General features: G+C 72.3%; 25 protein-coding genes and 1 riboswitch. Of the genes, 12 read left to right on the plus strand and 13 right to left on the minus strand.

The window, feature by feature from the left end:
* Nucleotides 1–154 precede the first annotated feature (154 nt).
* Nucleotides 155–1057, minus strand: coding sequence for a LysR substrate-binding domain-containing protein (locus QRN49_RS01475; RefSeq protein ID WP_284753578.1), 903 nt, complete (start codon nt 1055–1057; stop codon nt 155–157).
* A gap of 105 nt (nt 1058–1162) precedes the next feature.
* On the opposite strand from QRN49_RS01475, the gene QRN49_RS01480 reads away from it, so the two are divergent.
* Nucleotides 1163–4645 (plus strand): proline dehydrogenase family protein, encoded by a 3483-nt coding sequence (locus QRN49_RS01480; protein WP_284753580.1) that lies wholly within the window; start codon nt 1163–1165, stop codon nt 4643–4645.
* Nucleotides 4646–4868: 223 nt separating this feature from the next.
* Nucleotides 4869–5309, plus strand: a complete 441-nt coding sequence (locus QRN49_RS01485; RefSeq protein ID WP_071405380.1) for a VOC family protein — start codon at nt 4869–4871, stop codon at nt 5307–5309.
* A gap of 5 nt (nt 5310–5314) precedes the next feature.
* Here QRN49_RS01485 and QRN49_RS01490 read toward each other — a convergent pair whose 3' ends face one another.
* Both QRN49_RS01490 and QRN49_RS01495 read right to left on the minus strand, forming a co-directional pair.
* Nucleotides 5315–5758 (minus strand): acyl-CoA thioesterase, encoded by a 444-nt coding sequence (locus QRN49_RS01490; RefSeq protein WP_209050662.1) that lies wholly within the window; start codon nt 5756–5758, stop codon nt 5315–5317.
* A complete protein-coding gene (locus tag QRN49_RS01495; RefSeq protein WP_071247243.1) occupies nt 5755–6363 on the minus strand; it encodes a QsdR family transcriptional regulator in 609 nt (202 codons plus the stop codon). The genes QRN49_RS01490 and QRN49_RS01495 overlap by 4 nt, the downstream gene beginning before the upstream one ends.
* Nucleotides 6364–6422: 59 nt before the next feature.
* Here QRN49_RS01495 and QRN49_RS01500 point away from each other — a divergent pair, with 59 nt between their 5' ends.
* Complete coding sequence (locus QRN49_RS01500; RefSeq protein ID WP_284753834.1) at nt 6423–7604, plus strand: acyl-CoA dehydrogenase family protein; 1182 nt, start codon at nt 6423–6425, stop codon at nt 7602–7604.
* A gap of 21 nt (nt 7605–7625) precedes the next feature.
* On the opposite strand, the gene QRN49_RS01505 is transcribed toward QRN49_RS01500, so the two are convergent.
* Both QRN49_RS01505 and QRN49_RS01510 read right to left on the minus strand, forming a co-directional pair.
* Entirely contained in the window at nt 7626–9698 is a 2073-nt protein-coding gene (locus QRN49_RS01505) for a S9 family peptidase (RefSeq protein ID WP_284753586.1), read from the minus strand.
* Nucleotides 9695–10591: a patatin-like phospholipase family protein gene (locus QRN49_RS01510; RefSeq protein ID WP_128779655.1), complete on the minus strand. Its 897-nt coding sequence runs from the start codon at nt 10589–10591 to the stop codon at nt 9695–9697. The genes QRN49_RS01505 and QRN49_RS01510 overlap by 4 nt, the downstream gene beginning before the upstream one ends.
* 113 nt (nt 10592–10704) lie before the next feature.
* Between QRN49_RS01510 and QRN49_RS01515 the strand changes: the two genes are divergently transcribed.
* Both QRN49_RS01515 and QRN49_RS01520 read left to right on the plus strand, forming a co-directional pair.
* Nucleotides 10705–11514, plus strand: coding sequence for a hypothetical protein (locus QRN49_RS01515; protein ID WP_284753590.1), 810 nt, complete (start codon nt 10705–10707; stop codon nt 11512–11514).
* Between the two features lie 41 nt (nt 11515–11555).
* A complete protein-coding gene (locus QRN49_RS01520) occupies nt 11556–11741 on the plus strand; it encodes a hypothetical protein (protein ID WP_027465208.1) in 186 nt (61 codons plus the stop codon).
* A gap of 109 nt (nt 11742–11850) precedes the next feature.
* Here QRN49_RS01520 and QRN49_RS01525 read toward each other — a convergent pair whose 3' ends face one another.
* Nucleotides 11851–12882, minus strand: coding sequence for an NADPH:quinone reductase (locus QRN49_RS01525; protein ID WP_284753593.1), 1032 nt, complete (start codon nt 12880–12882; stop codon nt 11851–11853).
* Nucleotides 12883–12932: 50 nt separating this feature from the next.
* Nucleotides 12933–13295 (minus strand): winged helix-turn-helix transcriptional regulator, encoded by a 363-nt coding sequence (locus QRN49_RS01530; RefSeq protein WP_071247254.1) that lies wholly within the window; start codon nt 13293–13295, stop codon nt 12933–12935.
* Between the two features lie 108 nt (nt 13296–13403).
* Here QRN49_RS01530 and QRN49_RS01535 point away from each other — a divergent pair, with 108 nt between their 5' ends.
* Nucleotides 13404–14051, plus strand: coding sequence for an NAD(P)-dependent oxidoreductase (locus tag QRN49_RS01535; RefSeq protein ID WP_284753596.1), 648 nt, complete (start codon nt 13404–13406; stop codon nt 14049–14051).
* 191 nt (nt 14052–14242) lie between these two features.
* On the opposite strand, the gene QRN49_RS01540 is transcribed toward QRN49_RS01535, so the two are convergent.
* Nucleotides 14243–15565 carry an MFS transporter gene (locus tag QRN49_RS01540; protein WP_111023764.1) on the minus strand — a complete coding sequence of 441 codons (1323 nt, stop codon included), beginning with the start codon at nt 15563–15565 and terminating at the stop codon, nt 14243–14245.
* 136 nt (nt 15566–15701) lie between these two features.
* Here QRN49_RS01540 and QRN49_RS01545 point away from each other — a divergent pair, with 136 nt between their 5' ends.
* The gene (locus QRN49_RS01545; RefSeq protein WP_071405389.1) at nt 15702–16559 is read left to right on the plus strand and encodes a LysR substrate-binding domain-containing protein; all 858 of its coding nucleotides are present in this window, start codon (nt 15702–15704) and stop codon (nt 16557–16559) included.
* Nucleotides 16560–16571: 12 nt separating this feature from the next.
* Here the strand turns inward: QRN49_RS01545 and QRN49_RS01550 are convergent, their stop codons facing one another.
* Nucleotides 16572–17825: a hypothetical protein gene (locus QRN49_RS01550; protein ID WP_284753599.1), complete on the minus strand. Its 1254-nt coding sequence runs from the start codon at nt 17823–17825 to the stop codon at nt 16572–16574.
* A gap of 97 nt (nt 17826–17922) precedes the next feature.
* On the opposite strand from QRN49_RS01550, the gene QRN49_RS01555 reads away from it, so the two are divergent.
* Nucleotides 17923–18891 (plus strand): aldo/keto reductase, encoded by a 969-nt coding sequence (locus tag QRN49_RS01555; protein WP_284753601.1) that lies wholly within the window; start codon nt 17923–17925, stop codon nt 18889–18891.
* A 117-nt stretch (nt 18892–19008) separates the two neighbouring features.
* On the opposite strand, the gene QRN49_RS01560 is transcribed toward QRN49_RS01555, so the two are convergent.
* Nucleotides 19009–19644, minus strand: a complete 636-nt coding sequence (locus tag QRN49_RS01560; RefSeq protein WP_209050671.1) for an NADPH-dependent F420 reductase — start codon at nt 19642–19644, stop codon at nt 19009–19011.
* Nucleotides 19645–19719: 75 nt separating this feature from the next.
* Between QRN49_RS01560 and QRN49_RS01565 the strand changes: the two genes are divergently transcribed.
* The 4 genes from QRN49_RS01565 (at nt 19720) to QRN49_RS01580 (ending at nt 21559) form a co-directional block, all read left to right on the plus strand.
* The gene (locus QRN49_RS01565; protein ID WP_111023751.1) at nt 19720–20016 is read left to right on the plus strand and encodes a GNAT family N-acetyltransferase; all 297 of its coding nucleotides are present in this window, start codon (nt 19720–19722) and stop codon (nt 20014–20016) included.
* 21 nt (nt 20017–20037) lie between these two features.
* A complete protein-coding gene (locus QRN49_RS01570; protein WP_111047406.1) occupies nt 20038–20499 on the plus strand; it encodes a VOC family protein in 462 nt (153 codons plus the stop codon).
* An 83-nt stretch (nt 20500–20582) separates the two neighbouring features.
* Nucleotides 20583–21053, plus strand: coding sequence for a MarR family winged helix-turn-helix transcriptional regulator (locus tag QRN49_RS01575; protein WP_051596672.1), 471 nt, complete (start codon nt 20583–20585; stop codon nt 21051–21053).
* The gene (locus tag QRN49_RS01580) at nt 21050–21559 is read left to right on the plus strand and encodes a metallophosphoesterase family protein (protein WP_284753608.1); all 510 of its coding nucleotides are present in this window, start codon (nt 21050–21052) and stop codon (nt 21557–21559) included. Before QRN49_RS01575 ends, QRN49_RS01580 begins: the two co-directional genes overlap by 4 nt.
* A gap of 106 nt (nt 21560–21665) precedes the next feature.
* On the opposite strand, the gene thiD is transcribed toward QRN49_RS01580, so the two are convergent.
* The 3 genes from thiD to thiM form a co-directional block, all read right to left on the minus strand.
* Nucleotides 21666–23288 (minus strand): bifunctional hydroxymethylpyrimidine kinase/phosphomethylpyrimidine kinase, encoded by a 1623-nt coding sequence (thiD, locus tag QRN49_RS01585; protein ID WP_284753610.1) that lies wholly within the window; start codon nt 23286–23288, stop codon nt 21666–21668.
* Nucleotides 23285–24034 (minus strand): thiamine phosphate synthase, encoded by a 750-nt coding sequence (gene thiE, locus QRN49_RS01590; protein WP_282819670.1) that lies wholly within the window; start codon nt 24032–24034, stop codon nt 23285–23287. The genes thiD and thiE overlap by 4 nt, the downstream gene beginning before the upstream one ends.
* Complete coding sequence (thiM, locus tag QRN49_RS01595) at nt 24031–24894, minus strand: hydroxyethylthiazole kinase (RefSeq protein ID WP_282819671.1); 864 nt, start codon at nt 24892–24894, stop codon at nt 24031–24033. The genes thiE and thiM overlap by 4 nt, the downstream gene beginning before the upstream one ends.
* A riboswitch (TPP riboswitch) is annotated at nt 24883–24978 on the minus strand. Its footprint overlaps the gene before it by 12 nt.
* Nucleotides 24979–25017: the final 39 nt, after the last annotated feature.

Raw genomic sequence — 25017 nt, forward strand, 5'->3', positions numbered from 1 at the left:
GATTCCTGGGTGGGACGCCGGATCAGCGTCCCCTACTCAGGGAATGTCGCCCGCTGACCAGTCCTGACGATCGCTCGATCACAGAACGATCACGATGGCAACGGAGCTCCGCAGCCGTCGTGCCGGACCCGCGCCGCGCCTCCAGACCGCCGTGTCACGCACCGACCACGGACGCGGCACGTTCGAGCGCGGAGCGGAGTGCGCGCACCGCCGGGGAGGACGACCCCGCGGACCGCACCACGGTGAAGATCGTGCGTCGGGGACCCTCCGGCAGCTCGAGCAGCCGGCAGGTCGTCGTCCGACCGGTCCACATCAGGTCGGGCATCAGGCTGACGGCGTTGCCCGACTCGACCAGACGGATCTGCGTCTGCAGGTCCGCGGTCTCGTACCGGACGTCGGGCTCGAAGCCCCAGCGCCGACAGACCTGCTCGGCGAAGTGCCGCGACGCGGTACCGCGGGGTTCCATCACCCAGGGCATGGTGCGGGCGTCCTCGAGCGACGACACCGGGCGCAGGGCCGTGTCGAGCGGGGGCAGGGCGAGCCGGACGGCGTCGGTCGTCAGGTCGGAGCGGTCGAGCCCGGGCAGGTGCGGAGCGGCGTGGGCCGGGTACTGCTCCGCGATGACCATGTCGAAGTCACGAGCCCACGTCTCGTTCAGTGCGGTCTCCGGTTCCCGCTGGACCATCTCGACCCGGACGTCGGGGTGTTCCGTGGCCATCTCGTGCAGGGCGCTCGGCATCAGGGCGAGGGCCGCCGACTGGAACACGGCGACCCGGACGCGGCCCTGCACGGACGACAGGGTGTCCTCGACCTGTGATTGCGCGTGCTCGAGGACGTCGAGCACCTGGCCCGCCGCGGCCACGAGCACCTCGGCCTGTGGGGTGAGCTGGAGCCGTCGCCCGGCCTTGCGGAGGAGCTGCACTCCGGCCTCCCGCTCCAGGGCGCTCAGCTGCTGCGAGACCGCCGACGGGGTGAAGTTCACGGCCTCGGCGACGGCCGCGATCGTGCCGCGGATGGACAGCTCACGGAGGAGCACGAGACGGCGGACGTCGAGCATGGTCCGACGCTAGCCGGATCAGGACCGGAACGGTAGCGGAACTGAACGGTATCCATCAGGAACGCTCACTTCCGCTACCGCATCCCCGACCTCCACACTGAACCCATGACGACGCTGCACGAGGACTCCGCCATCGACCACGACGCCCTGGCGGACCAGTCCGTCGCGCTCGTCCGACAGTGGCTCGCCGAGGCCGAGTCCTACCCGGTCGACGGCTCTGCGAAGCAGCTCGCCGGCGTGCTCGCCGACCCCGCCGGACTCGACTTCGCCGTCGGCTTCGTCGACGGGGTCGTGCGGCCGGAGGACCTCGCCGTCGCCGCCCGCAAGCTCCGCCAGATCGCCCCGGACGCCCCCGGGTTCCTGCCCGCCGCGCTCCGCGGACTCGTCCGGCTCGGCGGCGGCATGGCCCCGATGCTGCCGAACGTCGTCGTCCCCATCGCCCGACGGGTCCTCCGCAACATGGTCGGCCATCTCATCGTCGACGCCACCGACTCCAAGCTCGGCCCGGCCATCGCCGGCATCAAGCGCGACGGCGTCCGCCTCAACGTCAACCTGCTCGGCGAGGCCGTCCTGGGCGAGCGCGAAGCCGCCCGCCGACTCGAGGGCACGCACAAGCTCCTGGCCCGCGACGACGTCGACTACGTCTCCATCAAGGTGTCCTCGACCGTGCACCCGCACTCGCCGTGGGCGTTCGGCCACGCGGTGGACGACATCGTCGAACAGCTCCGACCGCTCTTCCAGCGCGCCGCAGCCGCCACCCCGGCCAAGTTCATCAACCTCGACATGGAGGAGTACAAGGACCTCGACCTCACCATCGCGGTCTTCACGAAGCTCCTCGACGAGCCCGAGTTCCTCGGCCTCGAAGCCGGCATCGTGCTGCAGGCGTACCTGCCCGACGCGCTCGCCGCGATGCAGGAGCTGCAGGAGTGGTCCGCCGCCCGCCGTGCCCGCGGCGGAGCCGGCATCAAGGTCCGTCTGGTCAAGGGCGCGAACCTGCCGATGGAGCAGGTCGAGGCCTCGGTGCACGGCTGGCCGCTCGCCACCTGGCACACCAAGCAGGACTCGGACACCAACTACAAGCGCGTGCTCGACTGGGCGCTCACCCCATCGCGCGTCGAGAACGTCCGCGTCGGTGTCGCCGGGCACAACCTGTTCGACGTCGCCCACGCCTGGCTGCTCGCCGGTGAGCGCGGCGTGCGGGACGGCATCGAGTTCGAGATGCTGCTCGGCATGGCGCAGGGGCAGGCGTCGGCCGTGAAGAACACCGTCGGTTCGCTCCTGCTCTACACGCCGGTCGTCCACCCGGGCGAGTTCGACGTCGCGATCGCCTACCTGATCCGTCGTCTCGAAGAGGGCGCGTCGCAGGACAACTTCATGTCCGCGGTCTTCTCGCTGGTGTCCTCGCCGCCGCTGTTCGCCCGCGAAGAGGAGCGCTTCCGCGCCTCCCTGGTGCCGCTCGCGACGCCCGAGGGGCTCGAAGCACCCGCGTCCCACCGTGTCGCCGACCGGTACGCCGCCGTCGGCCGCCCCGGCCCCGGCCACTTCGAGAACACCCCGGACAGCGACCCCTCGGTCGGCGCCGTCCGCGCCTGGGGCGACGCCATCACCGCACGGGTCGCCTCGTCGACGCTCGGCGTCCGCGCCGTCCAGGAGGCCCGGGTCGACTCCGCCACGGCGCTCGACTCCGCGCTCGGCCGCGCCAAGGCCGCCGGTGCGGTCTGGGGGACCTGGTCCGGCGGTGCGCGTGGTGCCGTGCTGCACGCCGTCGGCGACGCACTCGAGGCGAACCGTGCCGCCCTCATCGAGGTCATGGCGTCGGAGACCGGCAAGACCATCGACCAGGCCGACCCCGAGGTGTCCGAGGCGATCGACTTCGCGCACTTCTACGGCACCCTGGCGTCCTCGCTCGACGACGTCGACGGTGCGACCTTCACGCCCGCGGCGCTGACCCTGGTCGCGCCGCCGTGGAACTTCCCCGTCGCCATCCCCGCCGGGTCCACCCTCGCCGCGCTGGCGGCCGGGTCGGCCGTCGTGCTGAAGCCCGCGCCGCCCGCCGAGCGATCCGGGGCCGTGCTCGCCTCGATCATCGAGACCGCGCTCGACGCCCACGGGGCCCCGGCCGACGTGCTCGCGTTCCTGCAGGTGTCGGAGAACGACCTCGGGCAGCAGCTCATCGCGTCCCCGATGGTCGACCAGGTCATCCTCACCGGTGCGTACGAGACGGCCGAGCTGTTCCGCTCGTTCCGCCCCGACCTGCCGCTGCTCGCCGAGACCTCGGGCAAGAACGCCGTGATCGTCACGCCGTCGTCCGACCTCGACCTCGCCGTGAAGGACGTCGTCGCGTCCGCGTTCGGGCACGCCGGCCAGAAGTGCTCGGCCGCGTCCCTCGTCGTCATGGTGGGATCGGTCGCCAAGTCCAAGCGGTTCCGGAACCAGCTGCTCGACGCGGTGGCCTCGCTCACGGTGGGGTACCCGACCGACGCCGCGACGCAGATGGGTCCCGTCATCGAGCCGGCCTCGGGCAAGCTGCTCGACGGCCTCACGAAGCTCGGCGCGGGGGAGTCCTGGGCCGTCGAGCCGAAGCAGCTCGACGAGACCGGCAAGCTCTGGAGCCCGGGTGTCCGACAGGGCGTCCGCCGCGGCTCGGAGTTCCACCGCACCGAGTACTTCGGCCCGATCCTCGGCATGATGACCGCGGACTCGCTCGACGAGGCGATCGACATCGTGAACGAGGTCGACTACGGCCTGACCTCGGGCCTGCACTCGCTCGACCCGGCCGAGATCGGCACGTGGCTGTCGCGGATCCAGGCGGGCAACCTCTACGTCAACCGCGGCATCACGGGTGCCATCGTCCGGCGTCAGCCGTTCGGCGGGTGGAAGAAGTCGGCCGTCGGAGCCGGCACGAAGGCCGGTGGGTTGAACTACCTGCTCGGGCTCGGATCATGGACGCCGGCACCGGCGACCGCTGCGTCCGGTGTCGCCGTGTCGGGTCCGGTCTCGGCGTTCGCCCGGGCTGCCGAGGTCACTTCGCCGGTGCTCGACCGTGCGCTGGCGTCCGACGAGCAGGCCTGGTCGACGCTGTTCGGCACCGCGACCGACGTCTCGGCGCTCTCCGCCGAGCGGAACATCGCCCGGTACCTGCCGTTCCCGTCGGTGCAGGTGCGGCTGGCCGCGGTCGCCGAATCGGACGCAGACGCTGACGCTTCGGTGGTCGAGCTCGTCCGCGTCGTCGCCGCTGCGCTCCGTGCCGGCACGACGATCGAGGTCTCCACGGCCGCGACGCTGCCGTCGTCCGTCGCCGCGGCGATCCGTTCGCTGCCGATCGTCCGCTCGCTGTCGCAGACGGTGTCCGACGAGGCCTTCGCGAGCTCGGTCGCCTCGGGGCCCTCGACCCGGGTGCGGCTCATCGGTGGGGACACCTCGGCGCTGTACTCGGCCGTCGGTGGTCGTCCGGACGTCGCGGTGTACGGCGGCCCGGTGACCGAGGCCGGGCGGCTCGAGATCCTGCCGTTCGTCCGCGAGCAGGCGGTGTCGATCACGGCGCACCGGTTCGGCACGCCGAACCACCTGACCGACGACCTGATCTGACCCCGGACTGCGGCGCTGGCGTTCGGGTCCAGCGCCGCTTGCACAGCCGAAGTGCCCCCGAACCACGCGATCGCGTGGTTCGGGGGCACTTCGGCTCTGTGGCGTGCGGAACGTCGCGTGTGGGGCTATCCGGTCGCCGCACGGCCTCGGGTGCTTCGGAGGGACCGAGCGTTGCCTCGGGTGCGCGTCGCAACCACGGCGCGCAACCCTGAGGAGTTCCACCATGACCGAGCCGTTCGCACGCCCGACCGCCCTGGCCCACGTCCGTGTCACCGTGACCGACATCCACCGGAGCAAGGCCTTCTACCAGCTGCTGCTCGGCACGGATCCGGCGATCGACTTCAGCGACCAGGTCGACGAGCCGGGTGTCCGCGAGGACCGCGAGCGCTTCTACGGCGGATCGGTGTTCCGGCTCGGTGACCAGGTGTTCGGGCTCCGTCCGGTCGCTCCCGCAGGGCAGACGTTCGATCCGGACACCGTCGGCCTCGACCACGTGAGCTTCGTCGTGGGTTCGGTCGACGAGCTGCACGAGGCGGCCGCCCGACTCGATGCCGCGGGTGTCGAGCACGGCGAGGTCACCGACCTCGGCGACGCCGGCATGGTGATCCTGTCCGTGCAGGACCCCGACGACATCAACCTCGAGCTGGCAGCCCTCAAGGGCTGAGGTCGTCAGTCGGCGACGGCGGCCTGCTGCGCGACCATCGAGCCGGTCACGAGCTCGCGGAGCTCGGCGGGCAGCGGGATCGGCCGGCGGGCGCCCTCGCGGTCGATGATGACGTGCACGAACTCACCCGTGGCGAGCAGGGCGCCGTCGGACTGGCGGAACAGGCCGAACTCCCACGACAGGCTCGTGGTGCCGAGGTGCTTCGAGCGCATCCCGACCTCGATGACGTCCGGCCAGACGGCGGACTCGACGAACCGGCAGCTCGACGACACCAGCACGGCGATCCACTCCGACGAGAACGGGTCGAGCCCGGCGACCTCGCGGAACCAGTACGTCGACGCGTTGTCCATCGCCGAGTAGTAGATCGTGTTGTTGACGTGCCCGAACATGTCGTTGTCGTTCCACCGGGTGGGGTAGGAGCGGCGGAACGGGTACTCGTCGATGGTCATCGGTCTCCGATCGGTGGTGCGGGTGTGGCGTGCACCGCGTCGGGCCGCAGGACGTACTCGAACGCCGCACGTGCCCGGTCGGGATCAGGGGTCTCACCGGAGATGAACTCGGCGTAGGTGAAGGACTCGGAGATCCGGACGAGCAGCCGTGCGAGCTCCTCAGCCGACAACGGTGCCGGATCGAACGTACCGGACGACTCCTGCTGCTCGATGAGTGCGGTCACCCGGGCGACGAACCGGCTCTGCACGTCGCTGTCCGAGGTGGTGAGCAGACGCATCGCCCGAGCGGGTTCGCGGGTCAGGAACGCCCGGAAGTACGGGGCGTCGATCAGGTCGGCTGTGAACCGGTCGAGCACGACGACGAGCCGGGCTGCTCCGGTCGCCCCGATCTCGTCGGCGGCGTGGGTGGCTCCGTCGAGGGTCGGGACTGCGAGGGACCACAGGATCTCGGACAGCAACCGGTCACGGTTGCCGACCCACCGGAACAGCGACGTGCGGTCGACGCCGAGTGCGGCAGCCAACGCCCCCATGTCGATCCGTGAGCCGGCGATGAAGGTGTGACGGGCCTCCCGGAAGGCGCGCAGCGCAGAGTCCGATGTGTACACGCGATCCTCTCTTGCAACGTTTTCGAGAATGATGCATCGTGGTTCCCATGTCAACGACGATGCCCGCGACGCCCCTGCTCGAATCGGACTTCTACGGCTTCCAGCAACAGCTCACCGCGCAGGAGCGCGCGTCGCTCGGGCAGCTCCGGCAGTACCTCGAGCGCGAGGTCGCGCCCATCGCCGACGAGTACTGGGCGCGTGCCGAGTTCCCGATGCAGGTCATCGCGCCGCTCGCCGAGCTCGGCATGTACGGGCCGGGCGTCCCGCTCGTGCGGCAGTTCGAGAACTCGGCCGTGTACCGCGGCTGGGCGGCCCTGGAACTCGGACGCGTGGACGCGAGCGTCGCCACCTTCATCGGCGTGCAGTCCGGCCTGGCGATGAACTCGATCGCGGTCGCCGGCAGCGACGAACAGCAGCGCGAGTGGCTCCCGCGGATGGCCACGGGTGAGATCGTCGGGGCGTTCGGGCTCACCGAGCCGTACTCGGGCAGCGACTCGGCGAAGGGTCTGCGCACCACCGCCCGGCGCGAGGGCGACGAGTGGGTGCTCGACGGCGAGAAGCGCTGGATCGGCAACGCCACCTTCGCCGACGTCGTCGTGATCTGGGCGAAGGACGTCGCCGACGGTCAGGTCAAGGGCTTCCTCGTCACCACCGACACCGCGGGCTTCACCGCGACGAAGATCGAGGACAAGATCGCGCTGCGCGGCGTGCAGAACGCCGACATCGTCATGCACGACGTCCGGGTGCCCGAGTCGCGTCGGTTGCAGAACGCGACGTCGTTCCGCTCGACCGCCGAGGTGCTCCGACTGACCCGCACCGAGGTCGCCTGGCAGGCCGTCGGCATCGCGGTCGGGGCGTACGAGGCCGCGCTCGCCTACGCCCGCGAGCGGATCCAGTTCGGCAAGCCGATCGCCGCCCACCAGCTCGTGCAGGACCTGCTCGTCAAGTCGCTGTCCAACATCACCGCCTCGATCGCACTGTGCACGCAGGCCTCGGCCATGCAGGACGCCGGAGTCGGTGGCGACGAGCACTCGGCGTTGGCCAAGGCGTTCGCCACCGCGAAGATGCGGGAGACCGTCGCCTGGTGCCGCGAGGTGCAGGGGGGCAACGGCATCGTGCTCGACAAGGGCGTGGCCCGGTTCTTCGCCGATGCCGAGGCGATCTACTCGTACGAGGGCACACGCGAGGTCAACACCCTGATCGTCGGGCGGGCGATCACCGGGCAGGCCGCGTTCGTCTAGCGGCCAGCCCGGCTCGCCGCGCTACCCGAGCAGCGCCGGCCGCTCCCACTCCTGGTCGAGCACGTGCTGCCCGAGGAACGCGAACACCGTCTCGTACCAGACCACCGCGTGCTGCGGAGCGAGCACCCAGTGGTTCTCGTCCGGGAAGTACAGGAACCGGTGCGGCATCGAGCCGTCCGGTGCCGCGTGGTGCTCCGCGAGCTCGGACCAGAGCCGCAGCCCCTCGCCGATCGGCACCCGGTAGTCCTTGTCGCCGTGGATCACGAGCATCGGTGACGTGATGTCGGCCACGAACCGGTGCGGGTCGTTCGCCGCGATCCCCTCGGCGTCGAAGATCGACGACCAGTACTGCGACGAGTCCGTCGTGCCGTTGAACTGATCGAGCGCCCACAGGCTCGCGTGGGTGACGATCGCGCGGAACCGGTCGGTGTGCCCGGCGACCCAGTTCGCCATGTACCCGCCGAACGACCCGCCCATGGCGGCGGTCCGGGTCGCGTCGATGTCCGCCCGCGCCTCGACCACGTCGGTGATCGCCATCAGATCGGTGTACGGCGCCTGCCCCCAGGCGTTCCAGCCGCGGTTCACGAAGTCGAGTCCGTAACCGGTGGACAGCGCGGGGTCCGGCAGGAGCACGGCGTAGCCCCGGGCTGCGAGCAGCATCGGGTTCCAGCGCCAGGACCACTGGTTCCACGAGTTGAGCGGTCCGCCGTGGATCCACAGGGCGAGCGGGTGCGGCCCGTCGCCCTCGGGCACGACCAGCCAGCCGCGCACCCGGGCGCCGTCGGCTGCGGTCGTCTCGACCTCTTCCAGGTGGGCGGGCACGTCTGGCAGGGGCGCCGGCGTCGCCAACGGGGTCACCGTGCCGTCCGTCGCGATCCGCACCGGGTGCAGCGGGGCCGCCCAGGAGGCCCGGAGCGCCACGACCACGCCCGTCGCCGCCGCCACGCGCAGGTTCGAGTACGCCCAGTCGTCGTGCGTCAGCTGCTCGACGGCTCCGCCGTCGAGGGGGATGCGGAAGATCGGCGCGCGGCCGTCCTGGTCGGCGACCGCCAGGAGCGCGCGGTCGCCGTGCTCGAACACGAGCTCGCTCGGCCAGCGGTCCCAGTCGGTCGCGACGCGGCGGGCGTCGGAGCCGTCGATGCCGGCGACCCAGACCTCCTGCTGGTTCACGCCGGCCGGGGTGGAGCGGACGGTGCGGACCCAGGCGATCGTCCTGCCGTCGTGGCTGAGCGCCGGCATCTCGTGGTCGACGTCGACGTCGTCGAACAGCACCGTGCGGTGGCCGCTGGACAGGTCGATGGTGACGAGCGTCGAGCGGTCTCCACGGGCCTCCCGGACGCCGACGGATGCCAGCAGGACCGAGCCGTCGGGCGTGAGCGCCCCGCTGACGTGGTCGAGCGAGCGGCCGGGGGCCGGGGTGCGGTCGACGGGCTGGACGGGTTCGGCGTTGGCGCCGACGGCGTCGCTGTCTGTGTCGCTGCCGGCCGTGTCGAGCGTCAGGACGTGCGTCTGGGCCGGCCCGAGGTCGTGGTCCCAGTACCGCACCGGGTAGGTCTCGTGCAGCATCGCGCGGACCTGCTTGTCCTTTCGGGTCTTCCGGAGCTCCGCGTCGGCCTCGAGCACGGTCGCGGGGTCGGAGCCGGCTCCCGGCAGCAGGTCGGCGGTGAGTGCGACGACGTCCGACGAGGCCGCGGTGGCCAGGACCCCACCGACGCCCCCGGCCAGGCGGGTGAGCGGACGGGCCTCGCCACCGGTCGCGGGCAGCACCCAGAGCTGGGCGGCCTCGAGGTCGGTGGCGTCGGCGTCGGGCCGGGCGGAGACGAAGAGCAGGTTGCCGGTGCGGGTGAAGGCGATGCCGCCCTCGCCCTTGGCGGAGCGCGTGAGGCGGACCGGGCGTGCGGCGGGTGTCCCGGCGTCGTCCGCGTCCTCGGCCGGGGCTGCTGGTACCTGCCAGATCGACCGGCGGTACCCGGTGCCGTCGGGGTCGAGGGCACTGACCGTCAGGGCGACGCGGGTGCCGTCGGGGCTGATGTCGATGCCGTCGACGCGGGGGAGCGCGACGTACTGGTCGAGGTCGGAGAACGGGGTGCTCATGCGTGCACGCTCGCCAGGTCCTCGGCCCAGAAGGCGGCGACCTGCTCGGCGACCGCGGTGCCCTGGGCGTGGCCGGCCTCGGCCGACGGTGCCTGGGTGGCGAGCGAGAGCGAGTTCGTGCCGAAGGCCTGCTGGGAGGCACTGTCCGCCACGACGACCTCGACCGACGAACCACCGGCGCGCAGGGCCTCGACGGCGACGTCGAGCCAGGGCCCGCACGGGGACGGGCCCTCGGGGCCGCAGGCGATGACGAGCACGCGCTCGTACCCGGCGGCGGCATCGGCGTTGGTGCCCGAGCGGACACCACCGTCGACGTACGGGCGGCCGTCGATGGCGACCGGCGTCCAGACGAAGGGCACCGAGCAGCTCGCGGCGACCGCACGGGGGAGCGGCACGTTGTCGGCCGCCGTCAGCAGGCGGAAGGTGCCGTCGGTGGCGTCGACCGCGGTGACGGCGAGCGGCTTCTCCGGCCACTCGGTGGACGGGAGCGTCTCGCCGAAGGTCGCCGTGCGCTCGTCGTCGCTCTGACCACCGACGACCTGCTGGGCGGCCTGACCGAGTCGAGCCCGGGCGTCCTGCTCGCCGGTCGCACCCTGTAGCGCTGCGCCGATGTGCTGCTGCACGGCCTCGACGTCGATGGGGGCCGGCTCTTGGTACGTGGTCGGCGCCGGGGTGTGCTGCTGGTCGTAGGCCTGCTGGACGGCACCGTTCCGGACGAACGCGCCGACGACGCTGCCGGCGCTGGTGCCGACCACGAGGTCGGCCGCGTCGAGGTCGACGCCGGCTTCCTGCAGGGCGACGAGGACGCCGACTTCCCACGCGATGCCGGCGACACCTCCGCCACCGAGGACGAGGGCTCTGGATCCGGGAACGGGCGTGCTGACGTCGGTCATGGGTCCTGCTTACCAGCTGCGTGCGACGGGCCGGTGGAGGCCGGTTCGTCCTGTGGAGAACCCGCCTGTGGACAACTCCGTCCGCGTCGGTGGCGTGACCTAGCGTCGAGGTCATGGGGCAACAGCGTTCAGGACGGGTCGGCACGGTCGTGTGGCCGATCGTGGTGGCTGCTGCGCCCACCGCGGCGTTCCAGCTGCCGAACCTGTTCGTCACGCCGGCGGTCCGACTGTCGCTCGTCGCGTTCGGGCTCGTCGTGCTCGTCGGCGCCGTGACCGTGCAGGTGGTCCGGACCCGGCGCAGCGACGCCGCCCGGTCGGTGGCCGAGGACAACGCCACCGCGGCGGAGCTCGAGCAGTCGACGGCGGTCCGGTACGCGTTCGGCCAGATCGCCACCCGGCTCGTCCGGTTCACCGAGCTGCCCCGATCCGAGCGCCACGGTGAACTCTCGGTGGTCGCCGACCGCGTCGCCGTGGCCCTGGCGTTCTACCTGCTGCCCAAGGTGCCCGACGCCCGCGCCAACGTGTACCAGCTGTCCACCGATCTGCGTGCGCTCGAGCCGATCGGTCACGGTGGGGCCGGCGACACCGCCGGGGTCTTCCGCGCCGGCACGCCCTACGGCGACCGCAACCTCGAGTGGGTGCTGGTCGGCGGATCACCCCGGATCGTCGGTGACCGCTCGACCGACGTCGACGTCGACCAGGACCTGCCGGGCTTCGAGCCGCGGTACACCTCGTACGTCTCGGTGGTGATCCGGTCCGACCAGTACTCGTTCGGCATGCTCACCGTCGACTCTCCGGTCCCCGACGCCTTCACCGAACTCGACGCCAAGAACATCGCGATGATGGCGTCGTTCATGGCCGTCGCGTTCTCGTTGACCTACTCGTTCCCCGAGCGCGACCGCAATCCAAGGAAAGGCCCGTGATGCTCACACGCTCTGTCGGACGCTCGACGTACGATGCCCCCATGACGACCGTGAACCCTGCTCCGCCGTCGTTCGGGCGTGCCCGGATCTCCTCGCCGAACTGGAACGACACGACCACCGACGCCGACTACGAAGACCTCGACGTCATCGCCGCCAACATCGAACGCGAGCGCGTTGCAGCCCGGCTCCGGGTCACCGCAGCGATCGCCGCGCGACTGGGTCGCTGACCCCTTCCGCAACGTCCACGACGAACGGCTCCCACGCGTGCGTGGGAGCCGTTCGTCGTCCGAGGAGCCGGAGCCCGAGCCCGAGCCGGGGCCGGCTCCGGCGCCGCAGCTACGGCGCCTCGGTCACGTCGATGAGCACCTTGCCGACCGTGTCCTGCTCGACCGCGTCGTGCGCCTGGGCGGTCTGCCCGAGCGCGAACCGGGTGAGCGGGAGTCCGGCGTCCTCGCCGACCGGCAGCACACCGTCGTGCAGCGCCTCGGTGACGTCCTCGGCCGCCGCGGACAGCGCCTCGTCGCCGATCGTGTAGAGCAGCAGGAACTGGTAGCGGGCGTTCACGCTCATGTTCGGGCGGATCGGCAGGCTCGCCTCGTCGCCGCCGTTGTTCGCGTAGATCGACACGACTCCGTGGTTCGCCAGCACGTCGGCGACCAGCGCGGCGTTCTGTGGGATCGACACCTCGACGACGATGTCGACACCGTCCGGCGCGATCGACCGGATGCGCTCGGCGGCGTCCTCCTCGCGGTAGTTCACGACGTGGTGGGCGCCGGCCGCCGTGGCGAGGGCTGCCTTCGCGTCCGAGCTGATCGTCGTGATGACGGTCGCTCCGGCCCAGCGGGCGAGCTGGATGGCGGCGTGCCCCACGGCACCGGCGCCGCCGGCGACGAGCACGGTGAAGCCGTCGAGGGCTCCGGGTCCCAGCCGTGCGGGGCCGTCCTCGTGGGTGGTGAGTGCTCGGTGCGCCGTCATCGCGGGGACGCCGAGCGAGGCGCCGACGTCGAACGAGACACCGTCGGGCAGCGGGACCACGCGCGACTCGGGCACGACCGTGTACTCCTGCGCCGTGCCGGTCGGCCGTGACGCCGCCGCCATGAACAGCCAGACGCGGTCACCGACGGTCAGCCCGTCGACTCCGGGGCCGACGGCGTCGACGACACCTGCGCCGTCCTGGTTCGGCGTGATCTCGGGGAAGGGCAGTCCGTCGCCGTACGTGCCGCCGGCGCGGGCCTTCCAGTCGGTCGGGTTGACGCCGGAGACGACGACGCGGACGCGGACCTCACCGGCACCGGGCTCCGGGATCTCCCGCTCGACGAGTTCGAGGACGTTGCTGGCACCGGGCTTCGTGTAGACGATCGATCGCATGTCCCCAGGCAACCACTCGTCGCCGTCGGGGATTCCGAGTGCGGGGTCGCTCAGCGCGCGTCGTACCCCTCGCGCGCCTCGGCGACGTCGGGCATGTGCGAGGTGGCCCAGTCCTCCAGCGGCACGAGCACCGTGCGCAACGACCGCCCGAGCTCGGTCAGTTCGTACTCCACGTGCGGCGGGATCTCGGGGAACACCGTCCGCGTCACCATGCCGTCGCGTTCGAGCGCCCGCAGCGTCTGGGTGAGCATCTTCTGGGAGACCCCCTGCACCCGGGCCGCCACCGCCGAGTACCGTGCGGGACCGTCGGCGAGGGCGCCGATCGTCAGCACGCTCCACCGGTCGCCGATGCGGTCGAGCAGCTGCCGGCTGGGGCAGTCCGCCGCGTAGGGGCTGTACTCGAGTGCTGACATGGTCTCCTCCGCAACGCACCGCCAGGTGCCTACTTACTCAAAGAGAGTAACTCTTGTACGGTGACTGTCAACGTCACTGACGCCCAGCACGTCCACGAAGGGAACACCATGACCAACATCGTCGTCTTCGGAGGCACCGGCTACGCCGGCTCCGCCATCACCCACGAGGCACTCTCCCGCGGCATCACCGTCACCGCGGTCGCCCGCGACACGAGCAAGCTCGAGCCGGCCGAGGGCCTCACCCTGGCGCAGGGTGACGCGTTCGACGCCGGCTTCGTGTCCGAGGTCACCAAGGGTGCCGACGTCGTCATCGTCTCGCTCCACGCCGTGCAGGCCGACGGCAGCGAGCTGAAGGACAAGTTCCAGCACTTCGTCGACGCCGCAGCTGCAGCCGGTGCGCGGCTCGGCATCGTCGGCGGTGCCGGCTCGATGCGCGTGTCCGAGGACGGCCCCCGCCTCTTCGACACCGACGGCTTCCCGGACGCCTTCAAGGGCGAGGCGAAGAGCCACGCGCAGATCCTCGACGCCCTCCGTGCGTCGGACACCGAGGTCGACTGGTTCTACGTGAGCCCCGCCGCGGCCTTCGGCAGCTACAACCCGGGCGAGCGTCGCGGCACCTACCGCGCCTCGGACGAGGTCCTGCTCGCCGACGCCGAGGGCAACTCGGACATCTCCGGCGCCGACTACGCGATCGCTTTCGTCGACGAGATCGTCACCCCGGCGCACCACCAGACGCGTTTCGGCGTCGCCTACTGAGGCGGTTCGACCCCGCTCCGCACAACCAGGATCGCCCGGAACCACGCCAACGCGCGGCTCCGGGCGATTTCGGTTGTGCGCAACCCCGCCACGCCCGTACCGCCCGGCGCGACCAACGGGCGGACGGGAGGCGCGGGGCGGGGCCGCCACGGGCCTCCAGGCCGGCGGGTGATCACCGCAGGGCCCCCGCGTCAGTGCGCGACGATCGCCGGCACCGGCAGGTGGTGGCGCATCCGCACCGCCAGGTGCAGGCCGCCCCGGCGGGCGAGCACGAGCGCGATCACGGCGGCGGCCGCAGCCGGCACGCCTCCGGCGACCATCATCCCCACGTGCGCACCGAAGCGGTCGACGATCTGGCCCATCAGCGGCCCGCCGATCGCCTGCCCGCCGAGCAGCACCAGGACGTAGAGCGACATCACCCGTCCGCGGATCGCCACGTTCGACGACAGCTGCACGAGCGAGTTCGACGCGGTCTGGAACAGCAGCTGCGACATCCCGACAGCAACCAGCGCGACGGTGAACGGTGCGATCGCCGGGATCGACCCCGAGACGACGAGCAGCAGGCCCGTCCAGAACACCCCGCCGACGATGGTGCGGAGCCGGACGACGGCCCTCCGGGTGGAGAGCAGTGCACCGACCAGGGCGCCGATCGCCACGGCGGAGTTGAACACCCCGTAGCCGCCCGCACCGACGTCGTAGACCTGTGACGCGAAGGCGGACAGCAGCACGGGCATGGTCAGTGCGAACACCGAGAAGAACGCCACGAGGATCACCGGCACGATGATCGTCGGCTTGTGCACGGCGTAGCGGAGGCCCTCCACGAGCTGGCCCTTGCCGCGGGGCGCCGGTGGCGTGCGGTGCAGTTCGGAGACCTTCAGGAACCCGAGCGTCACGACGACGGCGACGCAGGCGATCGCGTTCACGCCGAACGACCACCCCGCGCCGACCGCGACGAGCAGGGCCCCGGACAGTGCCGGACCGATCATGCCGCCGAGCTGGAACACCGACGAGTTCACGCTGATGGCGTTCCGCAGGTGCTTGTGCCCGACGATCTCGGTGACGAACACCTGCCGTGCCGGGTTGTCGATGACGGTGACCATGCCGACCAGGAACGCGATCACCCAGATGTGCCACGCCTCGACGACGCCGGCGAGTGTCAGGACGGCGAGCAGCGCGGACAGCACCGCGAAGGCTCCCTGGGTGATCATCATGAGCGCGCGCTTCGAGAACCGGTCGACCAGGACGCCGCCGAGCAGCCCGAACAGCAGCATCGGCGCGAACTGACAGGCGACCGTGATGCCGACCTGCGCGACCGAACCGGTCAGCTGCAGCACGAGCCAGTCCTGCGCGATCCGCTGCATCCAGCCGGCGGTCATCGCCACCAGGTTCGTCGCCGTGAACAGCCGGAAGTTCGGCACGGACAGGGCGATGAGCGTGTGGCGCCACGGCGGTCGCGTGGCCTGGATCGGGAGCGGTTCGGTGGGCGGGGGGAGGGTCGTCGGTGACGCGCTCACGGTGCGGGGTTCTCCGGACGTCGGTGTGGATCTGGTACCCCAACGAAACTACGTGGCGCCGGCCCATTCGATACCCCTATGGTGGCTATCACTCCATTGCGATGTCGAATGAGGTCGCACCGACGGAAGGCGCGACGTGCTCGATCCGGTCCTGTTGCAGACGTTCCTGGCCGTGGCGGAGACCGGCAGCTTCACGCAGGCCGGGACCCGGCTCGGCATCAGCCAGCCGACGGTGTCGCAGCACGTCCGGCGCCTGGAGACCGCGGTGGCGCGCACCCTGGTCGCCCGGGACACCCGCGGCGTCGCCCTGACCGACAACGGGGACGCGATGGCCGGGTTCGCACGGACGATCCTCGCCGCGCACGCCACCGCCGACGCCTACTTCTCCGGCGCGGCCACCCGCGGGCGGCTGCGGTTCGGGGCGGCGGACGACCTCGCCATCACCCAGCTGCCGCGGATCCTGCGGGACTTCCGACGACTGCACCCGCAGGTGAACCTCGAGCTCACGGTGAACCAGTCGGCACCGCTGCTCCGCCGGGTGCACGCGGGCCAGCTCGACCTGGTGTTCATCAAGCAGACGGCGGGGGAGTCCGCCGAGGGCACCCGGGTCGCGACCGACCAGATGGTGTGGATGGCGCAGGACGGCATCGCCCTGGAACCCGGCGAACCCGTCCCGCTCATCGCGTACCAGGCGCCGAGCATCAGCCGGCAGATGGCGATCGACGCCCTCGAGGCCGCCGGCCGCACCTGGCGGATCACCTGCAACACCCGCGACGTCAACGGGGTGCTCGCCGCGGTGCGCGCGGGCATCGGTGTCGCGGTGTTCCCGCACTCGCTGATCCCGGCCGACCTGGTGAAGGTGTCGCAGCGGCTCGGGCTGCCGGACCTGCCGGCGGTGGACTACGTCCTCATCGCGAACCCGACGGTGCAGCGGGAACCGATCGACGCACTGACGAACGCGATCCTGTCCCGCGGGGTCGTCCGCGCCGTCTGAGCGCTCGCGGCGCTACGGGGCGAGCGTCGGGGTCGTGCCGGTGCCGGTGACGTCCGGCAGCGTCACGTCCGCGAGCGGCAGCAGTGCCGCCGCGACCGCCCACAGCAGCACGACCGTGCCGACGCCACCGAGCACCGCGCCGAGCAGCGCGACCGGCCGCTGCCACGTGGCCGTGCGGTCGCGCAGTGTCACGATCGAGAGCACCAGCGCGAGCAGTGCGAGCACCACGCCGACGCCGTGCACGGTCGCGGGAGCGGAGAACCACCAGGCCGCCAGGCCGATCGTCGCCATCCCGGCGACGGCACCGAGCACCGCGCCGGCGGTCGCGCCGAGCGCACGGCGTGGCTCCGGCACGGCGGCTGCGGTCACGGGCTGGTCGAGCAGTTCGGTCGGGAGGCCCGCCTCGCCTCCGCCGGCCACCTGCGGCACCGGGGCGGGCGCGCCCAGGGCCGCGGTCGCGTCGGCGTTCGGGGTCGCGACGGCGGGGCCGCTGGGAGCGGCGGCGGCCGGCGCGGCGTGCAGCACGGCGTCGAACGACCGTGCAGCTGCGGGAGCGGGTGCGGGTGCGGCCGACCGTGCGGCGGCCTGCTGGTGGGCGAAGCGTCGGGGCGTCCGGTAGCCGATCGGGCCGACGGGCTCGGGTTCGGTGCCCTCGACGACCACGTGTTCGAGGCCGGGTACCGAGAACCGGGGCTGTCCGGCGACGGGCACGGCGGGTGCGGCGGTCGGCGTTGCCGGGGAGGCCTCCGGCGAGGGGGTGGTGAACGGTGCGACGAGCGGTGTCGCGTCCGCAGAGGCGGGTGCGGCGGCGACCGGGGAGACCGGCACCACGAGCCCGGAGGCGGGGACGACCGACGACGGCGGCACCGCGGGGGTCTCGAACGGCACGGTGTGCACGTTCGGCGACGTCGGGGCCGGAGGGAGCAGTTCCTGCTGCGGGGGGAAGTCGGGCACCGGGGCGTCGGCCTCGACCAGGGCGGCGATCGACGCGGGCTCGGACGTCGGTGCGTGCGCGACCGGCACATGCGCGGCGGGTGCCTGCTCAGCCGCGGCGTTCCCTGCCGGGGCGACCGTGGTCGGTGGGACCGGCGCCGCGTGGGCGGCGCGTGACGAGGCGGGGGTGGGGCGGGCCTCCCGGCCGGAGGCGTTCACGTGACCGGCGGCGGCGACCCGCTCGGGCGCGACCTCGTCGACGGGCGGCGCGGTCACCCAGGCCGGGACGGGCCGACGGGGCCGGTCCGATTCGGGCATGCGATGCGCTGCCACTGCGGCGCTCCTTCCGTCGACTGATCCATGCTCAGTTGTAGCGGCAACCGCTGTGTGGATCGCAGCCCCAGTTCGGGGTCGCCGGTACGTTCGGGTGATGACCGGAATCGAACACCGTCCCCTGGGTCCCTCGGGGCTCGTCGTCTCCACCGTCGGCCTCGGCTGCAACAACTTCGGGCGGCGGGGAACCGCGTCCGAGTCGCAGGAGGGCACCGACGCCGTCGTCGCCGCGGCCCTGGACGCCGGGGTGACGCTCTTCGACACCGCGGACATCTACGGCGGCGTGCCGGGCATGTCCGAGGAGATGCTCGGACGCTCGATCCGTGGCCGCCGCGACGAGATCGTCCTCGCCACGAAGTTCGGCATGGACATGCGGGGCGCGAACGGGCCGGACTGGGGCGTCCGCGGGTCCCGCCGGTACGTGCGGCTCGCGGTCGAGTCGTCGCTCCGCCGCCTCGGCACGGACTGGATCGACCTGTACCAGATGCACCGGCCCGACGAGGTGACCCCGATCGAGGAGACCCTGTCGGTCCTCGACGACCTGGTCCGCGAGGGCAAGATCCGGTACGTCGGGCACTCGAACTTCGCGGGGTGGCAGATCGCTGAGGCCGAACTCACGGCGTCGATCGCCGGCACCACCGCGTTCGTCTCCGCGCAGAACGAGTACAGCCCGCTCGCCCGGGACGCCGAGGCCGAGGTCCTGCCGGCCGTGCGGGCGTACGCGCTCGGGTTCCTGCCGTTCTTCCCGCTGTACAACGGGCTGCTCACCGGCAAGTACACGAAGGCGGGCGGCCCGGCCGACGGTCGGCTGACGACCTCGAAGCCGCAGGTGCTCGAGGACGCCCCGTGGGACGTGCTCGACGACTACCAGCGGTTCTGCGACCACCGGGGTGTGACGATGCTGCAGGCGACGTTCGCGTGGCTCCTGGCGCAGCCGGGGCTGTCGAGCGTCATCGCGGGGGCGACGAAGCCGGAGCAGATCACGCAGAACGTCGAGGCCGGCACCACCTGGGCGCCGACCGAGGACGACATCGCCGACATGACGACGATCTTCGACCGGGCCTGAGCGGGCGCGCTCGTTTCGCGCCGAGTTGTTTCGCGCTGAGCGACAGGTCACGGGCTGCGGCGCCCGTGGGGTGTCGCTCAGCGCGAAACGTCGGCGGTGCGTCGGCGGTGCTGCGGACTAGCGCGTCGCGGCGGCCAGGGCGTCGCGCAGCTCGGCGGCGGTCATCCGCGGGCCGTAGCCGGGGGTGTCCCGCTGGATGCGCCAGCCCTCGGCGAGCGGCCCGGCGTCGACGACGTCGAAGCCGAACGCGTCGATGAGCTCGGCGACGGTCTGCTTGGCGGAGTCGTCGTCGCCGGCGATGACGAGGGCACGACGATCAGGGGTGCCGGCGGGCGTCGCGTGGCCGGTCAGGTCGTCGGCGCCGATGTGGTTGAACGCCTTCACGACACGGGCGCCGGGCAGGTGGTCCTGCAGCATCTCGGCGGTGGTCGTGGACTGGTCGTCGAGGGCGGCGATGTGGCCGTCGCGCTCCCAGTAGTAGTTGTTCGTGTCGATGACGACCTTGCCGACGAGGGGCTCGACGGGGATCGTCTCGATCGCGGCGAGCGGCACCGTCACGACGACGATCTCGCCCGCTGCGGCTGCCTCGTCGCGGGTCGCTGCGCGTGCGTCGTCGCCGAGTTCCGTGACCAGGTCGGTCAGGGTCTCCGGGCCGCGGGAGTTCGCGATGACGACCTGGTGGCCGTTCCGTACCGCGAGTCGAGCGAGCTGGGATCCGATGTTGCCGGCGCCGATGATTCCGATGGTTGTCATGGTGTCCCTGCAACGCTGCCCGCCGTCGTGCATTCCCCGGGGGCGCGGACGCCCCGCCGGGAGCATGATGGCGGCATGGACCCCGAGTTCCGCGACGAGACCGACCAGGACCGCTACGCGATGTACGTCGGCGGCGAGCTCGTGAGCGTGCTCGACTACCGGGTGAACGGTGACGCGGTGGCGTTCCCGCACACCTACACGGTCCCGAAGCACCGCGGCCACGGCTACGCGGCGCAACTCGTCGAGTACGCCGTCGCCGACGTCGAGTCGTCGACCACGAAACGCATCGTCCCGATGTGCTGGTTCGTCGGCAAGTGGTTCGACGAACACCCCGAGAAAGCCGACCTGCTCAGCCGCAGCGCCGCGGACTGAGCACCGAACGAAGGGGCTCCCGTGCCCACCATCACCCCGTTCCTCTGGTTCGACGACCAGGCCGAGCAAGCGGCCGAGTACTACGTCGGACTGTTCCCCGACAGCCGCGTCGACAGCGTCAGCCGGATGCCCGACGGCCGTGCCCTGGTCGTGGAGTTCACGTTGCTCGGTGCCCCGTACCGCGCGATGAACGGTGGCCCCGGGCACCCGCACACCGACGCGGTCTCGTTCCAGATCGACGTGGACACGCAGGACGAGCTCGACCGGCTGTGGGACGCACTGCTCGCCGACGGCGGGAGCCCGATGGCGTGCGGCTGGTTGACCGACCGCTGGGGTCTGGCGTGGCAGGTGACCCCGTCGATGCTGGGGGAGCTGATGAGCGGATCGGGTGATCCGGAGGCCAACGCCCGCGTGTTCGAGGCCATGATGCAGATGGTCAAGCTCGACATCCCCGCGCTGCAGGCCGCGGCCTCCGGTCACTGACCCCACTCTCCGCGGACCCGCGGGTAGTGTGACCGGACGAGAAGACCGCCGGCCGGCGCCGGCACAGACAGGCTGGAGCCACCATGGACCACCCGAGTTCGAGGGTCCGCAACAGCGACATCAGCCGGGCGTACACCGAGCTCGCCCGCATCACCCGTCGGGCGAGCATCCGTGCCCGGGGCTCGGACCAGGTGTTGAGCGTCGTCGACCAGTCCCTCGTCGACTTCGTCGTCCAGCACCCGGGCTGCATGGCCATCGACATCGCCCGCTACCTGCGGCTGAACCGGTCGACGATCTCGCGGCAGCTGTCCGGGCTCCTCGCGACCGGACTGGTGCGGACGACCGACGGCGGCAGCGGCAACGCGAAGCCGCTCGAGGCGACCGACGCCGGCCGCGCCGCGCTCGAGCGGTCGGTGCAGCTGCACCGGGACGCGCTCGACGAGCGGCTCGCCGATTGGTCGGACGACGACATCGCACTGCTCGCCGGGCTGCTGGAGCGCCTCGGTGCCTCGGACGAGGCCGGGCTCCCGATGCCGGCACCCACCGAGTCGTGACGACGTCGTTCGTCCTGCTGTCCGACACGCACCTGCCGAAGCGCGCGAAGGACCTGCCGCCCGGGCTGTGGGCCGACGTCGACGCGGCCGACCTCGTGGTGCACGCGGGGGACTGGGTCGACCTGGCCACCCTCGACGCCGTGCAGGCGCGGTCCCGCCGGTTCGAGGGCGTGCGGGGCAACAACGACGGTCCGGAGTTCGACGACCGGCTGCCGCTCGTCGCCCGGTTCGGTGTCGAGGACCTGCGCTTCGCCCTGGTGCACGAGACCGGGGCGTCGACCGGTCGGGAGCGGCGGATGGACGCCGAGTACCCGGACACCGACGTGCTCGTCTTCGGGCACTCGCACATCCCGTGGGACACCGTGGCGCCGTCGGGGATGCGCCTGCTCAACCCCGGTTCGCCGACCGACCGCCGTCGCCAGCCCGACCACACGTGGATGCGCGGCGCGGTCAACGGCGCCGACCTGTCCGTCGAACTGGTGCGGCTGCCGCCGGTCGCCCGCTAGCCCCGGTCGCCCGCCGCAGCCGTCGGCGCGCCCCGTTCCCGAAAGCGACAGATCCCCGCGGAACTTCTCCGGACATCTGTCGCTTTCGCGGGGTGTTCGACGGCCGTCAGCGCAGCAGTGTCGCTTCGGCGCCACTGACCGCACCGCCCCCAGCCACGGTGGCCCCGACCGCACCGCCCGCCGTGACCGCGCCGCTCGCAGCCGCGGTGGCCCCGGCACCAGCAGCCCCTGCCAGCGGCATCCGGAAGAACGCCAGCTCCCACTCCGCCGAACGCCGGAACGCCCGCGCCATCCGCCCCCGCTCGTCGGGCGTCGCCGCACGGGCTGCCTCCTCGACGAGCCGGGTCGCCTCGGCGCTCGACGCCGCGAACCCCGGGTCCCCGTACGCCGTGATCCAGTCCGCGAAGGCGTGCCCGTCCGGAGCGACCCCGAGCTGTGACCCGACCCAGGCGTAGACCCGGAAGCACGGCAGCACCGCGGCGGCGAGCACCGCACGGGAGCCGGAGTCGGCAGCCTCCTGCAGGTGTGCGAGGTACCCGGCGCACGTGGGGTGCACGAGATCGTCGGCGTGCGAGCCGGCCAGCCGACGGTGGTGCAGGTCGCGGGCCTCGTCGGCGCACCCCTGCGCAGCCGCCGCCCAGAACGCAGCAGCAGCACCAGCAGCAGCAGAAGCAGCACCAGCGCCAGCGCCAGCACCAGCACCAGCACCAGAACCGGCACCGGCACCGGCAGCACCGACCCCGAGCGCCGCCAGGTGCCGCTCGTACGCCCGCAGGTAGTGGACGTCCTGCGCCAGGTAGCCCGCGAACACCTCCGGCTCGAGCGTCCCGTCCCGGAGCCCCACCAGGAACGCGCAGTCGATCGTCTCCTGCAGCACCGACGCCGCATCAGCCCACCACACGTCCGTGTACGACAGCGCCGGCAGGGCTGCCCGCGTCTGCGCCCCGTGGTCGACCGGACCGTTGCCGCTCCCGACCGCCAGAGCGTCGGCCCCGCGCAGCGCCGCCGTCAGCCACTCCTTCGCCACCCCGACCGCGAGCTCCCAGTCGCCGTGCCGCGCGGCGAGCGTCGCGATCGCACTCGACAGGGAGCACCCGGTGCCGTGCGTGTTCGTCGTCGCGACCCGGGGACCCGTGAACACCCGCACGGTGCCGTCCGGTGCCACGAGCACGTCGTCCGAGGTCGGTCCCTCGTCGTGCCCGCCCTTCGCCAGCACCAGGACGTCCCACCGCGCCGCCACGGCACGCGCGGCCGCTAGCGACGAAGCCGACGACGACACCCCGGCCAGCTCCGCCAGCACCACGAGCTCGGCCCGGTTCGGCGTCACCAGGTCGGCGAGCGCGAACAGCGCCCCCATGGCCGCGGCCGCGTCCTCGTCGAGCAGCCGGTCCCCGCTCGTCGCCACCATCACCGGGTCGACGACGACCACCGGCGGCCGGTGCGCCCGCAGCCAGTCCGTCACGACCCGCACGACGTCGGCGGTGCCGAGCATCCCGATCTTCACCGCGTCGACCACGACGTCGTCCGACACCGCGTCGAGCTGCTCCCGCAGGAACCCGACCTCCGGCACGTGCACCGACCGCACCCCGTGCGTGTTCTGCGCGACGAGCGCCGTCACGACCCCCATCCCGTACCCGTCGTGCGCGGCGATCGCCTTGAGGTCCGCCTGCATCCCGGCCCCGCCCGTCGGGTCTGTCCCGGCGATGCTCAGCACCCGTGGGACGCTCATGCGTCCGCCCCGTGGTGCGTGACGTCGGCCTGGAGGGACGGATCGCCAGCACCTGACGGCCCCGCCTCCGCCCCGTGGTCGGGTCCAGGGCCCCACGCGGACACGTACGCCGCCGCGGCGGATCCGGGGTCGCCCGCGGCGCAGATGCCCGAGACGATCGCGACCCCCGCGGCACCGGCAGCCCTGAGCGGCACGACGTCGTCGAGGGTCACCCCGCCGATCGCCACGCACGGCACGTCGGTCGCGGCGGCCAGTCGGGCGAACCCGTCGTGGCCCAGCGCCGGCGGGTGGTCCGCCTTCGTCGTCGTGGGGTGCACGACCCCGACGCCGAGCAGGTCCACGGTGCCGCGGGGGAGCCGTTCGACGGCAGCCAGGTGCGCGAGCGTGTTCGCGGTGAGGCCCACGTGGGCGTCCGCGCCGAGCAGGGCACGGGCAGCGGTCACGGGGACGTCGGACTGGCCGAGGTGCACGCCCGCCACCCGGTGTCCCGCGTGCCGTGCGGCGAGAGCGACGTCGAGCCGGTCGTCGACCACCACCGTCGCACGGTCCCCGACGGCGTCGGCGACCGCCGCGGTGAGTGCCAGCAGGTCACGCGCCGAGGCGTCCTTGTCCCGCACCTGCACGATCCGGACCCCGGCGTGCACCGCGGCACGGACGACCCCGAGCACCCCGATGCCGTGCCGGTCAGCCAGGGCACCGTCGGTCACCAGGTAGACGCCGAACCCGGCGGACTGCAGCCCGCTCATGCCGACACCGCCCGGGCATCGACAGGAGCGGTCTCGACCGTGATCCGGCCCTCGCGGACGACGTCCTCCGGGGTCAGCGACGCCAGCCGGTCGAGGAACAGCGGCTGGAAGGTCCCCGGCCCACCGGCATCCCGCGCCGCGAGCTCCGCGGCGATCGTGTGCACGGCGGTGGCGGCGACGGCAGCGGCGCCCGCGTCCTCCGGCGCGACCGACGTGAACGCGGCGACGACCGCGCCGAGCGCACACCCACCACCGGTGATCCGCGTGAGCAGGTCGGTCCCGTTCGCCACCCGGACCACACCGATGCCCGGCGCGACCAGCAGGTCGACCGCACCCGACACGGCCACCGCGGCCACGAGCCTCCCGTCCGAAGCGGCGACGGACGCGACCCGGGCGTCCTCCGTGCCCACCGTGCTGTCGACCCCGCGGCCACCGGCCGAGTCGCCGAGCAGGGCGAGCACCTCGGAGGCGTTGCCCCGCAGCACCGTCGGGTGCAACGCGAGCAGGTCCCGCGCCAGGGCGGTGCGCACCGGCAGCGAGCCGACCGCCACCGGGTCGAGGACCCACGGGGTCCCCGCGTCACGGGCGGCGTGCACGGCCTCGAGCGCGGCGACCCGCGGTTCGGCGTGCGGGGTACCGGTGTTCACCAACAGGGCATCGGCGACGCGGGCGAACGGCCCCGCCTCGGTCGCCACGTCGACCATCGCGGGCGAGGCCCCGAGTGCGAGCAGCACGTTCGCCGTGACGTTCTGCACGACGGTGTTCGTGATGCACTGCACCAGCGGGGCCCGGGCACGCACGGCCTCGAGCAGTTCGGCGGTTCGGTGGGCCCAGGCAGGGGAGGGCGCAGCGGTTTCCATGGACGATCCCTTCGCGAGTACGAGCTCGAGCAGGTTCGACGGGTGTGATCTCAGCCGCTGGATGCGGCACCCCGTGTCTCGAGCGACACCGTACACGACGCCCGGTGACCACTTCGAGGCCCG

Origin of the sequence: Curtobacterium sp. ME-Dv--P-122a, from assembly GCF_030209645.1 — a bacterium.
Classification (GTDB): domain Bacteria; phylum Actinomycetota; class Actinomycetes; order Actinomycetales; family Microbacteriaceae; genus Curtobacterium; species Curtobacterium flaccumfaciens.

Excerpts from the sequence above, each read along its gene's own strand:
- QRN49_RS01475 (WP_284753578.1), bottom strand. The coding sequence starts at position 1,057 with ATGCTCGACGTCCGCCGTCTCGTGCTCCTCCGTGAGCTGTCCATCCGC.
- QRN49_RS01480 (WP_284753580.1), top strand. The coding sequence starts at position 1,163 with ATGACGACGCTGCACGAGGACTCCGCCATCGACCACGACGCCCTGGCG.
- QRN49_RS01485 (WP_071405380.1), top strand. The coding sequence starts at position 4,869 with ATGACCGAGCCGTTCGCACGCCCGACCGCCCTGGCCCACGTCCGTGTC.
- QRN49_RS01490 (WP_209050662.1), bottom strand. The coding sequence starts at position 5,758 with ATGACCATCGACGAGTACCCGTTCCGCCGCTCCTACCCCACCCGGTGG.
- QRN49_RS01500 (WP_284753834.1), top strand. The coding sequence starts at position 6,423 with ATGCCCGCGACGCCCCTGCTCGAATCGGACTTCTACGGCTTCCAGCAA.
- QRN49_RS01505 (WP_284753586.1), bottom strand. The coding sequence starts at position 9,698 with ATGAGCACCCCGTTCTCCGACCTCGACCAGTACGTCGCGCTCCCCCGC.
- QRN49_RS01510 (WP_128779655.1), bottom strand. The coding sequence starts at position 10,591 with ATGACCGACGTCAGCACGCCCGTTCCCGGATCCAGAGCCCTCGTCCTC.
- QRN49_RS01515 (WP_284753590.1), top strand. The coding sequence starts at position 10,705 with ATGGGGCAACAGCGTTCAGGACGGGTCGGCACGGTCGTGTGGCCGATC.
- QRN49_RS01520 (WP_027465208.1), top strand. The coding sequence starts at position 11,556 with ATGACGACCGTGAACCCTGCTCCGCCGTCGTTCGGGCGTGCCCGGATC.
- QRN49_RS01525 (WP_284753593.1), bottom strand. The coding sequence starts at position 12,882 with ATGCGATCGATCGTCTACACGAAGCCCGGTGCCAGCAACGTCCTCGAA.
- QRN49_RS01530 (WP_071247254.1), bottom strand. The coding sequence starts at position 13,295 with ATGTCAGCACTCGAGTACAGCCCCTACGCGGCGGACTGCCCCAGCCGG.
- QRN49_RS01535 (WP_284753596.1), top strand. The coding sequence starts at position 13,404 with ATGACCAACATCGTCGTCTTCGGAGGCACCGGCTACGCCGGCTCCGCC.
- QRN49_RS01555 (WP_284753601.1), top strand. The coding sequence starts at position 17,923 with ATGACCGGAATCGAACACCGTCCCCTGGGTCCCTCGGGGCTCGTCGTC.
- QRN49_RS01560 (WP_209050671.1), bottom strand. The coding sequence starts at position 19,644 with ATGACAACCATCGGAATCATCGGCGCCGGCAACATCGGATCCCAGCTC.
- QRN49_RS01565 (WP_111023751.1), top strand. The coding sequence starts at position 19,720 with ATGGACCCCGAGTTCCGCGACGAGACCGACCAGGACCGCTACGCGATG.
- QRN49_RS01575 (WP_051596672.1), top strand. The coding sequence starts at position 20,583 with ATGGACCACCCGAGTTCGAGGGTCCGCAACAGCGACATCAGCCGGGCG.
- thiD (WP_284753610.1), bottom strand. The coding sequence starts at position 23,288 with ATGAGCGTCCCACGGGTGCTGAGCATCGCCGGGACAGACCCGACGGGC.
- thiE (WP_282819670.1), bottom strand. The coding sequence starts at position 24,034 with ATGAGCGGGCTGCAGTCCGCCGGGTTCGGCGTCTACCTGGTGACCGAC.
- thiM (WP_282819671.1), bottom strand. The coding sequence starts at position 24,894 with ATGGAAACCGCTGCGCCCTCCCCTGCCTGGGCCCACCGAACCGCCGAA.